Source organism: uncultured Maribacter sp. (assembly GCF_947500405.1).
Taxonomy (GTDB): Bacteria; Bacteroidota; Bacteroidia; order Flavobacteriales; family Flavobacteriaceae; genus Maribacter_B.
Genome location: NZ_CANMRY010000006.1, coordinates 1 through 16,353 on the forward strand (window position 1 = coordinate 1; position 16,353 = coordinate 16,353).

General features: G+C 34.6%; 9 protein-coding genes. All 9 read left to right on the forward strand.

The features are described from left to right. Nucleotides 1-241: 241 nt before the first annotated feature. Nucleotides 242-1,036 (forward strand): pyrroline-5-carboxylate reductase, encoded by a 795-nt coding sequence (gene proC, locus Q0945_RS09465; RefSeq protein ID WP_299433938.1) that lies wholly within the window; start codon nt 242-244, stop codon nt 1,034-1,036. 27 nt (nt 1,037-1,063) lie between these two features. After that, nucleotides 1,064-2,188: an aminotransferase class III-fold pyridoxal phosphate-dependent enzyme gene (locus Q0945_RS09470; protein ID WP_299433940.1), complete on the forward strand. Its 1,125-nt coding sequence runs from the start codon at nt 1,064-1,066 to the stop codon at nt 2,186-2,188. Further along, entirely contained in the window at nt 2,188-3,384 is a 1,197-nt protein-coding gene (locus tag Q0945_RS09475) for a glutamate-5-semialdehyde dehydrogenase (protein ID WP_299433942.1), read from the forward strand. The genes Q0945_RS09470 and Q0945_RS09475 overlap by 1 nt, the downstream gene beginning before the upstream one ends. A 112-nt stretch (nt 3,385-3,496) precedes the next feature. Continuing rightward, nucleotides 3,497-4,261: a glutamate 5-kinase gene (proB, locus tag Q0945_RS09480; protein WP_299433944.1), complete on the forward strand. Its 765-nt coding sequence runs from the start codon at nt 3,497-3,499 to the stop codon at nt 4,259-4,261. A gap of 25 nt (nt 4,262-4,286) precedes the next feature. Next, entirely contained in the window at nt 4,287-5,225 is a 939-nt protein-coding gene (locus tag Q0945_RS09485; protein ID WP_299433946.1) for an acetylornithine carbamoyltransferase, read from the forward strand. After that, nucleotides 5,225-6,004, forward strand: coding sequence for an acetylglutamate kinase (gene argB / locus Q0945_RS09490; protein ID WP_299433948.1), 780 nt, complete (start codon nt 5,225-5,227; stop codon nt 6,002-6,004). Before Q0945_RS09485 ends, argB begins: the two co-directional genes overlap by 1 nt. After that, nucleotides 6,005-7,069 (forward strand): M20 family metallo-hydrolase, encoded by a 1,065-nt coding sequence (locus Q0945_RS09495; protein ID WP_299433950.1) that lies wholly within the window; start codon nt 6,005-6,007, stop codon nt 7,067-7,069. Between the two features lie 70 nt (nt 7,070-7,139). After that, nucleotides 7,140-8,417, forward strand: a complete 1,278-nt coding sequence (gene argH / locus Q0945_RS09500; RefSeq protein ID WP_299433952.1) for an argininosuccinate lyase — start codon at nt 7,140-7,142, stop codon at nt 8,415-8,417. A 270-nt stretch (nt 8,418-8,687) separates the two neighbouring features. Further along, complete coding sequence (locus Q0945_RS09505; protein WP_299433954.1) at nt 8,688-16,352, forward strand: BspA family leucine-rich repeat surface protein; 7,665 nt, start codon at nt 8,688-8,690, stop codon at nt 16,350-16,352. The last annotated feature ends 1 nt before the right edge of the window (nt 16,353 follow it).

Consider the following 16,353-nt stretch of genomic DNA (forward strand, 5'->3'; position numbering starts at 1 on the left):
GTAATGAGTAATGAGTAATGAGTAATGAGTAATGAGTAATGAGTAATGAGTAATGAGTAATGAGTAATGAGTAATGAAAATATTATTCCGAATTGAAATAACAACCTCAATACTAACTACTTAATGCATTTTACCAACAATAATAAATAGAAACGAAAAGAAAATTTAAACCATCAAAAGTTGTACATTTTTAAGGCATTAAAAACTTAATACGTTGTACTAACCACTTAATACTAAAAGTATGAGAGTAGCTATCATAGGAACAGGAAATTTAGGATTAGCCATTGGTAAAGGAATATTAGATAGCAAAGGAGCTAGTTCTATGTACCTAACCAAAAGAAATCTAGAGGACATTAAAGAGTACACTAGTTATGACAATGTAGTTTTAACCAGTGATAACAGAGAAGCCGTTAAAAATTCTGACGTTCTAATTTTTGCTATTCAACCGCGCCATTTAGAAGCTATCCTAGAAGATGTAAAAGATTTACTAACGCCAAACCATATTATAATCTCTGTAATTACTGGGTTTAGTATTGCTCGTATAGAAAGTATTGTTGGTAGTGATAAAAATATTATCCGAAGCATGCCAAACACTGCTATTGCGGTAGGTAAGTCTATGACTTGTATGTGTAGTAATGATATTGGTAAAAGCAAAATTGCTATTGCGCAATCTATTTTTGATAAAGTGGGTGCATCTATGGTTATTCCAGAAGAGCAAATGCAAGCAGCTACGGTAATTTGTGCAAGTGGTATCGCTTTTTGGATGCGTTTAATACGTGCTACCACGCAAGGTGCCATACAACTAGGTTTTGAAGCTAAAGAAGCCCAAGAATTAGCAAAACACACTTGCGATGGTGCTGCTGGTTTATTATTAGCATCTGGAAATCACCCAGAAGAAGAAATAGACCGTGTAACCACTCCTGGAGGTTGTACTATTGAAGGGTTAAATGAAATGGAGCACCAAGGTTTAAGCTCTTCCTTAATTCAAGGAATTGTAGCATCCTTCGAAAAAATAAATCAAATTAAAAAAGGGTAAATCCAACCTATTCTTAAAAAATATAGTATGAAATTATTTGATGTATATCCGCTTTATAATGTAACTCCTGTTTCTGCAAAAGGAATGGTAGTTATAGATGATAAAGGGCAAAAATACTTAGATTTTTATGGCGGGCATGCTGTAATTTCTATCGGTCATGGGCACCCTCATTATGCAGAAAAACTAAAAAACCAATTAGATAAAATTGGTTTTTATAGTAATGCGGTGCAGAACCCTTTACAGGTAGAGCTTGCTACCAAGCTTGGTAAATCATCTAACTGTGAAGATTACAACTTATTTTTATGTAATTCTGGAGCCGAAGCCAATGAAAATGCTTTAAAATTAGCCTCTTTTAAAACTGGAAAATCTCGCGTAATTGCATTTAAAAATGGCTTCCACGGAAGAACATCTGCTGCAGTTGCCGCAACAGATAATGAAAAAATTAATGCCCCAATAAACAAACAACAAAAAGTAACTATTTTACCTTTTAATGATATTGCTGCCTTTACTGCAGAAATTAGTAAAGGAGATGTTTGCGGGGTTATTTTAGAAGCAATACAGGGTGTTGGTGGTTTAGATGAACCTAGTGCAGAATTTTTTCAAGCAATTACCAAATTAACCAAAGAAAATGGAGCGCTTCTTATTGCAGACGAAGTACAATGTGGCTTTGGTAGAAGTGGTAAATTCTTTGGATTTCAACATCATGATATTAAACCTGATATTATAAGTATTGCAAAAGGAATGGGTAACGGCTTTCCTGTTGGTGGCGTACTAATACACGAGAGTATAGAGGCTTCTTACGGAATGTTAGGAACCACTTTTGGTGGTAACCATTTAGCTTGTGCTGCTACAACAGCTGTTTTAGAAGTACTAGAAAATGAAAATCTTATTGAAAATGCTGCTGAAATTGGTGCTTATTTTAAAGAAAAAGCAAAGGAAATTCCGCAAATAAAAAACATCAAAGGAAAAGGATTAATGCTTGGAATTGAATTTGATTTTGAAGTAGGAGAGCTACGCAAAAAAATGATTTACAACCAACATATTTTTACTGGTGGTGCGATGAATAAAAAACTACTACGTTTTTTACCAGCCCTTAACTGCACCAAAGAACATATAGACTTATTTTTTAATGCCCTTAAAGAAGAATTGTAGTGAGCATTTTACTAAACATAAAAGAACGTAACGCGGTATTACTAACCATGGCCAATTTAATTATTGAAAATAAATTGACCATCCTTGCCGCAAACAAAAAAGATTTAGACGCCTATTCTGGTGAAGACTTAGCCATGGGTGACCGTTTAAAAGTAGACCAATCTAAAATAGATGGTATGGTATTATCTCTTAAACAATTAGCAAACGAGCAAGATCCATTAGGGATTGAGCGTTTTGCTTTTACTCATGATAATGGTATGCAAGTAAGTAATAAAACAGCGCCTTTTGGAACTATATTAATTATTTATGAATCTAGACCAGATGTTACCATAGAAGCTGCTGGTATTGCTTTTAAATCTGGTAATAAAATACTTTTAAAAGGTGGTAAAGAATCTTTAAATAGTAACTTAGTTTTGGTAGCTTTATGGCATAAAGCTTTAGAGTCTCATAACTGTACTAAAGATTGGGTTTCTTATTTGCAATTTGACAGAAAACAAACCCAAGAATTTTTAGAAAAGCCAACGCAAAAATTAGACTTAATTGTTCCTAGAGGTGGCGAAAAATTAATTGCTTTTGTAAAACAGCATGCAACCTGCCCGGTTATTGTAAGTGGTAGAGGAAACAATTTTGTGTATGTAGATGCGGAAGCCGATTTACAAATGGCTTTAGACATTATTATAAATGCAAAAACTACTAAAATATCGGCCTGTAATGCTTTAGATAAAGTTCTTATTGCTGCAGACATACCTAGAAAGCAACATTTTGTACAACACTTAATGGCTGAGCTTAAGAAAAGTAATGTGGAGATTATTACCGATGAAGCTTTTTCTTCTTTAGAAGGCACCTCTATGTTAGAAGATGAAAACATATGGTATGAAGAGTTTTTAGATTATAAAATTGTTTTTGGGCAAGTACCTTCTTTAGAAGAGGCTATTACAAAAATTAATAAATATGGAGGCGGACATTCTGCTGCAATTATAACAGCTAATAAAGAGAATGCAGATACCTTTATGCAATTAGTAGATACCGCTGCTGTGTACCATAACGCTTCCACAAGATTTACAGACGGAGGGCAATTTGGTCTTGGAGGAGAATTAGCAATTAGCACAGATAAATTACACCAACGAGGACCAATTGGGTTACAGCATTTAGTAACCAATAAATGGTATATTTTAGGAAACGGACAAACAAGATAATGCTCCCATCCCCAAAGGGAAATTTTACTTCTATAAACTTAGAAGTGTTAATATGAAAAAATAGTATAAAAAGATAAAGGCGAAGAGCCAAAAGTCAAGAGCTAACTAGAATATGAATAAAAAAAGAATCTTACTAAAAATTGGTTCTAATACGCTAACAAAAGAAACCAACCATATATCTAGAGGTAAAATTGAAGATATTGGAAGGCAAATTGCTAGTTTAAAAGAAGACTATGAGTTTATTATAGTTAGCTCTGGAGCTATTGCTGCTGCAAAACAGTTTGTAAAGCTAGAACACAACGGAGAAGAAATTAATGTAAAGCAGGCATTAGCTTCTATTGGGCAACCACATCTTATGCGCATTTTTCAAGAGAACTTTAGAGAACTTGGCCTTTTTACATCGCAATGTTTATTGTCATATTCTGACTTTGAAAAAAAAGAATCACAAATTAATATTAAAAACACTATTAATGTATTAGTATCTAACAACTTTATCCCTATCATTAATGAGAATGATACCGTTTCTACAGATGAAATAAAATTTGGGGATAATGATAAATTAGCAGCACTTACGGCAGGTCTTTTACAAGCCGATTTGCTCATAATTGCAACGAATACAGATGGTATTTATACTAAAGATTCTATAAGTAATAAAAAGCCAGAAACTATCCAATCCGTTAATAACCTATCTAATTTAGTAAAGGAAATAAGTAATGAAAAATCATCGCACGGAACAGGTGGTATGCAATCTAAAATTGAAGCTGCAACTATTGCTCAAAAAGCAAATATTGAAACTTGGATTGTAAACGGGTTAAAAGAAAATTTTATTCTAGACGCCATAAATAACAAAAGTAATTTTACAAAAGTAATCCAGTAACTGGCTACTTATTAATACCTTTTCAATGAAAAACTATCTTTCTATAAACGATATTGATTCCCTACCAAAACTAGTAGAAGAAGCTAAAAACCTTAAGAAAAACCCAAAAGCAAATGTTGCTCTTGGTACAAATAAAACTATAGGACTTCTATTCTTTAACAACTCTTTACGTACCCGTTTAAGTACCCAAAAAGCTGCAACAAACTTAGGCTTAGAAGTAATGGTTATGAATTTTGGTAACGAAGGTTGGGCGTTAGAATATGGGGATGGCACAATCATGAACAAAGGTACATCAGAACATATAAAAGAAGCGGCACAAGTAGTGTCCCAATATTGTGATATCATTGGTATTAGAGCTTTTGCAGGATTAAAAGACAAAGAAAAAGATAAAGCCGAAGTAGTTCTTAATGGTTTTAAAAAATATGCTTCTGTTCCTATTCTAAATATGGAAAGTTCTGTTGGTCACCCTTTACAAGCCCTAGCAGATGCTATAACCATAGACGAAAATAAAACAACTAAAAGACCAAAAGTAGTTTTATCATGGGCACCGCATCCAAAAGCTTTACCACATGCAGTTGCAAATTCTTTTGTAGAAATGATGCAATTACAGGATGCCGATTTTGTTTTAACTCACCCAAAAGGGTACGAACTGGATCCAAAAATTACTGATGGAGTAACTATAGAACATGACCAAGAAAAGGCTTTAAAAAATGCCGATTTTGTTTCGGTAAAAAACTGGAGTAATTATAAAGACTACGGTAAAGTTATAAATACCGATGCCAGTTGGATGATGACTAAAGAAAAATTAGGAAACGCTAAATTCATGCACTGCTTACCTGTTCGTAGGAATGTAGTAGTAAATGATGCTGTTTTAGATAGTGACCAATCTATAGTTATACAACAAGCAAATAATAGAACGTACGCTGCGCAAATAGTACTTAAGAAAATATTAGAAAACCTATAATGAAAGAGAAATTATCCATCGTAAAAATTGGAGGTAACGTAATAGAGAACAAAGTAGAGCTTGCTAAATTTTTAAACTTTTTCTCTGAATTAAAAGGCGCTAAAATATTAGTGCATGGTGGCGGTAAGCTTGCAACACAATTAGCAGCCAAATTAGGGATAGAATCCCAAATGGTAAACGGTCGTAGAGTTACAGATGCTAAAAGCCTAGAAATTATTACTATGGTTTATGGCGGATTAACCAATAAAAATATAGTTGCTAGCTTACAAGCAAATGGAACTAATGCTATAGGATTAAGTGGCGCAGATGGTAACGCAATACAAGCACATAAAAGACCTGTAAAAGAAGTAGATTTTGGTTTTGTTGGCGATATAGATGGTATAAATGCATCCTTTTTAAACACCCTTATTACAACTGGAGTAACTCCTGTTTTTTGTGCATTATCTCATGATGGCGAAGGAAACATCTTAAATACAAACGCAGATACTATAGCATCTGAAGTAGCTATTGGGATGAGTAAAATTTATGAAACAACTCTTTATTATTGTTTTGAAAAAAAAGGAGTTCTTTTAGACATTAAAAATGAAAACTCTGTAGTAACAGACATTAACACTAGTAAATACCAAGAGCTTTTAGAGCAAAAAATTATTGCAGATGGTATGCTTCCTAAATTGGAAAATTGTTTTCATGCGCTTCATAACAACGTAAATAAAGTTTGTTTGGGAGATATTGAAATGATACAGCCAAATGCTAAACTCTTTACATCAATTACTTTATAAATGGAACAAAAAGTACTTACAGAGAAAGCTATTGCGTTATTAAAGCAACTAATAAGTATACAATCTTTCTCTAAAGAAGAAGATAAAACAGCCAATGCTATTGAAGCTTGGTTTACTAGTTTTTCTATTCCTTTTACAAGAGATAATAATAACGTTTACGCAAAAAACAAACATTGGGACGCTAGTAAACCAACCTTACTATTAAACTCTCATCATGACACCGTAAAACCTAATAAAGCTTACACCAGAGACCCATATTTACCGGAAGTAATAGACGGAAAATTATACGGTTTAGGAAGTAATGATGCTGGTGGATGTTTGGTTTCTCTTTTAGCAACTTTCTCTCATTTTTATGCGCAAGAAAATTTAAACCATAATATTCTTATGGTAGCTTCGGCCGAAGAGGAAAATGCTGGAGTTAACAGTTTAAGAGGATTACTTCCTAGTCTTCCTAAAATAGATGTTGCTATTGTTGGCGAACCAACGTTAATGCAATTAGCAATCGCAGAAAAAGGTTTGGTAGTTTTTGATGCTATTGTAAAAGGAACTCCTTCTCACGCGGCACACCCAAACAATAATAATTCTATTTATAACACTATTGAAGTTTTAGATTGGTTTAAGAATTACAAATTTCCCAAAACCTCCGAAGCATTAGGCGATGTAAAACTCACAGTAACACAAATAAATGCTGGAAGCCAACACAATGTGGTACCCGCACAAGTAGAGCTAGTTATTGATGTTCGTGTTAATGACAGTTATACGAATAAAGAAATAGCAGATTTATTAAAGGCAGAAGCGCCATGCGAAATTCAAGAACGCGGACTTAAGCTAAACTCCTCAAAAATTGACCAAAACCATGCATTGGTTAAAAGTGGAATAGCTTTAGGAAGAGAAACCTATGGTTCGCCTACACTATCCGACCAAGCAGCATTAACTTGCCAATCTGTAAAATTAGGACCTGGAGACAGTACTCGCTCGCATTCAGCAGATGAATTTATCTACATAAATGAAATTGAAGAAGGAATAGATTTATATATTAAAATATTAAACGGATTTATAAAATAGATTTTAGTATTAAGTACAGAGTATTTAGATATACTCAACACTAAATACTAAATACTAAATACTAAAGATTATGAAACTCTGGGATAAAGGATTTAGCACCGATAAAAAAATTGACCATTTTACGGTTGGTAATGATAGGGAGCTCGATTTACAATTAGCAAAGTACGATGTAATTGCATCTACAGCGCATGCTAAAATGTTAGGAAAAATTGGTTTACTTACACAAAAAGAAACGGATGCTCTTGTGCAAGAGTTGGCATCTATTAAAAAAACTATTGAAAAAGGAACTTTTACTATTGAAGATTCTTTTGAAGATATGCACTCTAAAATAGAATTTCTTTTAATTGAAAAACTAGGAGACACTGGGAAAAAAATACATACGGCAAGATCTAGAAATGACCAAGTTTTAGTTGCTATGCATTTGTATTTAAAAAATGAATTAGAAGAAATTAAAGAGCAAACTAAATCTCTTTTTAGTCTTCTTATAAATCTTGCAGATAAATATAAAACAGTGCTACTTCCTGGTTACACGCATTTACAAATTGCGATGCCTTCTTCTTTTGGCTTATGGTTTTCTGCTTATGCAGAAAGTTTAGTAGACGATTTATATTTTATTGATGCTGCCTATAAAATTGCTGACCAAAACCCACTAGGAAGCGCTGCTGGTTACGGAAGTTCTTTTCCTATAGACCGAAGTTTTACTACCAAAGAAATGGATTTTGCTACACAAAAATACAATGTAGTTGCTGCGCAAATGGGGAGAGGAAAAGTAGAAAAGGCTACTGCTTTTGGTATGAGTAGTATTGCCGCTACTCTATCTAAAATGGCTATGGATATTTGCTTGTATATGAGCCAGAATTTTGATTTTATTTCTTTCCCAGATGAGCTTACTACGGGTAGTAGTATAATGCCACATAAAAAAAATCCAGATGTTTTTGAGTTGGTAAGAGGTAAGTGTAATAAAATACAAGCAGTACCTAACCAATTAATTCTTATTACTAATAACCTACCTAGTGGTTATCACAGAGATTTGCAATTGGTTAAAGAAGTTATTGTTCCTGCAATTCAAGAATTAAAATCTTGTTTAGACATTTTAACTTTTAGCTTAAAAGAAGTTAAAGTAAACACAGGAATTTTAGAAGACCCTAAGTATGATTATCTATTTAGTGTAGACACCCTTAATGAGCTAGTATTAAGCGGAATACCTTTTAGAGATGCTTACAAAAAAATGGGTGTAGAAATTAACGAAGGTACTTTTTCTCCTAAACGAGATATTAAACACACCCATGAAGGAAGTTTAGGCAACCTTTGTTTAAATGAAATTCGTGAGAAAATGAATAAGGTGTAAAAGCACCAACTCCATTTTTCTTATTTTTTTAAGTGGTATTTAAATAGTAGTTACTATTTAAATACCACTTTTTTTATGTATTAAAATGCAAAGGCTATTTACAGCCTAATAACTTTCCCTGTTTTCAGCCTACTACACCTATATATGAACCTCTAATTTTGTCTTGTTTACCTATAAAAACATAAGGTTCACAACAAAAAGACAAATTCAATTATACCATAAATCATAATAAAAAAAAAGTAACGTTACCATTCCATACATAAACCTACTATGATAAAACATATACTTACTACGCTCCTATTACTTTTTAGCTTTTGTGTTTTCGGGCAAGAATTTTCCTCTATCTGGAATACCAATAACACAGAAACAGGTTCTTCTGCTAACAACCAAATAACTATTCCTACCAACCCCGCATACACTACTTACAATTATGATGTAGATTGGGGAGATGGCTCTACAGATACTGGAGTAACAGGCAATATAACCCATGATTATGCAGCACCAGGGACCTATACAATTGAAATAAGCGGCACTTTCCCAGCTATCTATTTTAATGATGACCGGGCTAATGATAAACTAAAAATTATTGAAATATTGGCTTGGGGTGATATTCAATGGCAGACTATGGAGAATGCTTTCTTTGGTTGCTCTAATATGAATTTTGATTTAATTGATTCGCCAGATCTTTCTCAGGTTACTAGTTTAAAAAATATGTTTAGAGGAGGAACTTCATTCACCGGAATTGTGAATAATTGGGATGTTTCTACGATAACAGATATTTCAGGAGTCTTTGCTGAATGTTCAATATTTAATAGACCAGTAGATTCTTGGACTACTAATTCGGTTACCGATATGTCCGAAACATTTAAAAACACCTCATTTAATCAACCTTTGGATAACTGGAATACTTCATCTGTTACCAATATGAAAGAAATGCTTTATGCATGTGTAAACTTTAATCAAAATATCAATAATTGGAACGTTAGTCGAGTTACCGATATGTCTGGAATGTTCGTTGCGTGTAGGAGATTTAACCAACCGCTAAACAATTGGAATGTTAGCCAAGTAACCGATATGAATTTAATGTTCTTTAGAACCAACGATTTTAATCAGGATATAAGTACATGGCAAGTTGGCAATGTAACCAATATGTACCGGGCATTTCATGAGTCTGCTATTAGCTATCCAATGAATGATTGGGATGTTTCTGCTGTAACCAACATGCAACAAATGTTTGCCGACACACCAAATTTTAATCAGCCTCTAAACAATTGGAACGTTTCTTCTGTAACAAATATGTCGCAAATGTTCCGATCTGCCAGAGTGTTTAACCAACCTTTAAACGACTGGGATGTTTCTGCTGTAACCAACATGTCACAAATGTTTGCTGCATCTACAAGTCCAACTTCCTCTGCATTTAATCAACCTTTAAATAATTGGGACGTTTCATCAGTTACTGATATGTCTTCTATGTTTTTCAATAGCAGTACATTCAATCAAAATATAAATGATTGGAATGTATCGTCTGTTACGAACATGTCTGGAATGTTTAGAAATGCAGATGCATTTGACCAACCACTGAATAATTGGAATGTCACTAATGTAACTAACATGCAATCCATGTTTTTACAAAACGACAGTTTTAACCAACCCTTAAATAGCTGGATAACTAGTAGCCTTACTAATATTTCTTCAATATTTGCTAGCTGTTCAATGTTCAACCATTCACTTGATAGTTGGGATGTAAGTAGTGTCACCAATATGGGAAGTGCATTCAATAATGCCGCCGCGTTCGACCAAAATCTCGGTATTTGGGATATAAGTGCCGCAACAAATATGGGTAATATGTTGTCCAATAGTGGTATTTCACAAGAAAATTATGATGATATTTTAATAGCTTGGTCAGCTCAAGCTGTAAATACTGGAATAAATTTAGGTGCAACAAACCTACAATATTGTGATGCCCTAAACCAACGTCAAAGTTTAATAGACAATTATGGCTGGATAATCTCTGGAGATGCGGTCAACTGTTCGTATGTACTTTGTACCGATATTACCATGCCACATGCAAGTGACACGGCTACGCCTGCGAACAGTGATATTAGATGGGATCCAGCACCTAATGCTACGGGATACCGCATTTACTTGGAATTAGAAAGAAGTGGAGTAAGAAGTTTTGTTAACATTAATGGCTCTCCTGCGAACAACCTTGATGTAGGAAATACTGTTGGCATCAGCTTTACCAACGAATTTGACCCGGGAGATATCGTTTATGTAACTGTTGTACCCTATAATGACGAAGGACCAGCAACTGGGTGTCAAGAAACTAGCTTTACAGTTGTAGAAAGCTGGGCAAATAGAACAGATGTTTTTAAAATTACGATTGATACTAGAAATTTAGATACCAGTTCTTCTGCAGCAAATCAATATAGAATAGAACTAAACGATGGCTATCCTGACTATTTAACATACGACTTTAATATTGATTGGGGAGATGGACAATATGATAACAATGTATCTACCGACATAACCCACACCTATTTAAATCCTGGCATTTACACCATTGCAATTATTGGAGATTTCCCTTCGTTCCGTCAAGAATCAAGCAATAGAGATAATAAAAAACTTATTTCAATGGACCAATGGGGAGACCAGATATGGCAAAGTATGAATCAGGCCTTTTACTTCTGCGAAAATATGGAGTATAATGCTACAGATGTACCAAACCTAACCCAAGTAACAGATATGTCTCGAATGTTTAGGAGAACTTATCTATTCAATTCTAATATCGATAATTGGGATGTCAGTAATGTAACCAACATGTCCAATATGTTCTATCAAGCAAGTATTTACAATCAACCCATGGATAGCTGGGATGTAGGAAATGTCACCTCAATGCCAAATATGTTTAACAGTGCAGTAGCCTTTAATCAAAATATAGATAGCTGGGATGTAAGTAACGTTACAAACATGGAATATATGTTTGCTAATAATGATGCATATAACCAACCATTGAACTCTTGGAATGTAGGTAATGTAACCTCTATGAGGTCAATGTTTCAAAGAGCCGACGTATTTAATCAACCTTTGGACAACTGGAATGTTATCAATGTTACCAGTATGGAAGAAATGTTCAATTCAGCTGAACTTTTTAATCAAAATATAGATAATTGGGATGTAAGTAATGTGATTAACATGAGAGGCACATTCAATACTGCTAGGGCTTTTGACCAACCATTAAATTCATGGGTAGTCAATAATGTTACTAACATGGATTCTATGTTTAGTAATACATCTGTATTTAATCAGTCCTTGGATAATTGGGACGTAAGTAACGTAACTAATATGAGAAGTATGTTTAGTGGTTCTAGGCTCTTCAATCAAGATATTGATATTTGGAACGTAACAAATGTTTTAAACATGTCCTATATGTTCAGTTATGCATCTGCATTTAACCAGCCCTTAAACAATTGGGACGTTAATTCAGTAGTAGACATGTCTGCGATGTTTAGAGGCTCAGGTGCATTTAACCAACCTTTAAATAACTGGGATGTAAGTGCCGTAGCCAATATGATAAGTATGTTTGAAGATGCAACAATGTTCAACCAACCTATAAATACATGGAACGTTAGTTCGGTTACCTTAATGGAATCGATGTTCGAAGATGCTGCAGCATTTAATCAGCCCTTGAATAATTGGAATACAGCCGTGGTAACCAATTTTGAAGCCATGTTTAAAAACGCTCTAGCATTTAATGAACCAATATCCAATTGGAATACTGGTGAAGCATTAACCATGCAAGAAATGTTTATGGGAGCTTCTACTTTTAACCAAAACATTGACCCTTGGGATGTTTCTTTTGTAACTACAATGCAAGCTATGTTTAATGGAGCTACAGCCTATAACCAAACTATGAACTCTTGGAATGTAGCTTCTGTAGCTACTATGGAAGATATGTTTAAAGATGCCATAGCCTTTAATGAAAATATTAGCGATTGGAATGTACGAGGAGTAATTACTATGGAAGAAATGTTTAGCGGCGCAACCACCTTTAACCAAAATATAAACAACTGGCGTTTGTCTGGCGTAAACAATATGGACTATATGTTTAGCAATGCATCGGCATACAACCAACCTATGAATTTATGGAATTTAGGTACTGTAAGCATGCGTTCTGCTTTCTATAATGCCATTGCTTTAAACCAAAGTTTAGCAGAATGGGATGTAAGCAGCGTAACTGATATGCGAGATATGCTAGATAATACGGCATTGGTAAGAGAAAATTACGACAACACCCTAATAGCTTGGTCAGAACAAAATTTGACTCCAGGTATTACCCTTGGTGCAGAAGGCCTACCCTATTGCGATGCGCAAGAAGAAAGACAATCTATGATAGATAATTTTGGATGGACATTTAACCAAGATGTTCGCAATTGTCCCATACCAGATTGTACACTATTAACCTCTCCGCTTAATGGCGATACAGATGTACCGGTAAATACCAATATTACTTGGGAACACGCTTTATACGCAGAAGGATACCGCTTAACAGTAGGCACAAGCCCAGGAGGCAACGATATTGTAAATAATGCCACTATAACCAATGAAACCTCATACGAGTTTGCATCCGATTTCAATACTGGAGATGTAGTCTACGTAACCTTAATTCCTTTTAATACAGAAGGAGATGCTATTGGTCCATGTACCGAAGAAAGTTTTACTATATCTAACAGCCCAGCAACCATTCCTGAATGTACCAATTTAACAGATCCCTTACATGCCGCAACAAATGTTCCAGTAACCACAGATTTAAGTTGGAACCCAATTTCTAATGCAGATGGTTATAAAATAACTGTTGGCACTTCTACTGGCGCAAGCGATATTCTTAATGCTGAAGATGTTGGAAACATTACTACATATGACCTTACAACGGATTTACCTGAAGACAGTGATATTTTCGTGACTATTATTCCATACAACGATGAGGGTGATGCCACAAGTTGTACCGAAGAAAGCTTCCATACAGAAATAATTCCTGTACCTCCGGTTTGTACAAATTTAACAACTCCATTGAATGGTGCAACTGACGTACCTATTGATACGCAATTAAGTTGGACAGCGGTATCTAACGCTACTGGATATTTAGTAGTTGTTGGAACTACTTCTGGTGGAATTGAAGTAGTAAACAATATTGACGTTGGTAATTTTACCACATATAATATTCCTGGAGATTTACAAGAAGCTAGGATGCATTACGTAACTATTATTCCGTATAATGCAGAAGGTGATGCTACAGGTTGTATAGAAGAAACCTTTACTACAGGAGATTCTACGAGTCCACCGTCATGTACAAGTTTATCTGCGCCAATACATGGAGCAACTGCAGTTACCCCGGATATCAATTTAACATGGGCCGAAATAACTTCTGCTACGGGGTACAAATTATCCGTAGGTACGTCTTCAGGCAGTTCTGATATTTATTCTGGAGATGTTGGAGATGTTTTAATTCACGATCTAACTGCTGATTTACCTGAGAGCACTACTATTTATGTTACTGTAACCCCATATAATAGTAATGGGGATGCTATTAGTTGCTCTGAAGAAAGTTTTACAACAGACGGACTGCCTCTATGCACTACCTTATTAACACCCAATAATGGAGCTACAAATATACCTGTAGACACAAATATTGAGTGGAACGCTAGCGGTAATACAGATGGTTACAAACTAACTGTAAACGCAAGTAGCAGTACTGGAAATAATGTAACCAATTTTGATGTAACCTCTGGTACTACTTATACCTTTGTAAATGATTTTGAAAGAGGAGAAACTGTTACGGTTACCATTATTCCTTACAATGCTACAGGAGATGCTATTGGATGCACCTCGGAGAGCTTTACTATTATTCCTCCTCCAGTACCAACGTGTACTACTTTAATAACACCAACAGCAGGAGCTGTTGATATTGCTCCAAGCACTAATTTAGAATGGAACGCAAGCACAGATGCAGACGGTTATAAACTTACCGTTATGGCAAGTAATAGCACGTTAAACAATATAACAAATGTTGATATTACTTCGGGTACCACATATAATTTCGCTAATGATTTTGAACAAGGAGAAACTGTTACCGTAACCATTATACCATATAACTCCGTTGGAGATGCTATTGGGTGTACTTCGGAAAGTTTTACAATAAAACCTGTGCCTACTTGCACAACTCTAAGTTCACCAGCAAATGGTTCTATAGATATTGCAGTAGATTCTGATATTATCTGGAATACTGTAACAGATGCCACTGGTTATAAAGTATCTGTAACCGCTAGTAGTAGCACCGCAAACAACTTAACAGATTTTGATACTACAACTACATCTTATGATTTTGCTAATAATTTTGAACAAGGAGAAACAGTCACAGTAACCGTTATACCATATAATGAAGTTGGGGATGCTATTGGGTGTACTTCGGAGAGCTTTACAATTAAACCTGTACCATCATGCACAAACATAACTCTACCAGTTAATGGTGCTATAGATGTTGCTATAGATACTAATTTAGAATGGAATGCTATTGCTAATGCTACAGCATATAGGTTAAGTGTTTCTGCTAGTAGTAGTACAACTAACAATGTTACAAATTTTGATACTACCGCTACAAACTATAATTTTTCTAATGATTTTGAACAAGGAGAAACCGTTACGGTTACTATAATACCATATAATGAAGTTGGAGATGCTATTGGGTGCACTTCGGAAAGTTTTACCATTAAATCTGTACCACTATGTACTAATTTAATAACTCCAATGAATGATGATGTAGTTACTGAAGTAAATGAAATTAGCTGGAATGAAATTATAGATGCCGATGGATATAGAGTAACCATTTCTGGAAATAACACGACAACTAATAATGAAACCGATTTAGTAGTTACTGGAACCACACATACTTTCGCAAATGCATTTGGCCCAGGAGAAATAGTAACAGTTACAATAATACCATATAATGAAGTTGGCGATGCCATTGGGTGTACTAACGAAAGTTTTACGGTAAGACCAATTCCTCCTTGTACAAATTTAGTATCTCCAATAAACAACGCAACTGAAGTTTCGGTTATGACTGACATTTCTTGGAATACAAGTTTTGATGCAGATGGATATAGAATTTCTGTAGGTACTTCACTAGGAAGTAACGACATTGTTAATAATGAAGACGTAGCTTCTTTAACCAATTATACTTTTGCCGAGGATTTACCTTCCGAAAGTTTAATTTATGTTACCATTACACCATACAATACATCTGGAAGTGGTATTGGTTGTATTTCTGAAAGTTTTGAGACGGAAATAATAGTTCCTGAATGTTCTCCATTATCTAGCCCTTTTAATGGCGAAAATGATGTTCCTTTAGAGAGTACCATTTCTTGGGAAGAGGTAGAAAAAACAGATGGATATCGCTTATCCATTGGCACAACTCCAGGAGGAACAGATATAGTTAACAGCCAAGAAATGGGTAGTGAAACTAGTTACACACCTAATCAAGAATATCCTTATGATACACAAATATATGTGACAATTACTCCATACAATAGTAAAGGAGATGCCATACAATGTGAAGAACAATCTTTTACCACCATTATTCCTGAAGATGAAACTAAATATGGGTTTTCGCCAGATGATGATGGAATAAACGAATATTGGCATATAGATAATATTGAGTACTACCCAGAAAATGTAGTGATCATCTATAACAGATGGGGAGATGCTGTATTTGAAATAAATAATTATGATAATAATACAGCCGTTTTCCGAGGTCAAGCAAATTTAAAAACCAAAATGGGCGCTGGAAAATTACCAGCAGGCACCTATTTCTTTAATATTCAAATTGAAGGAGAATCAATTCTTAAAAAAACAAAAGGATTCTTAGTTCTAAAGCGTTAAT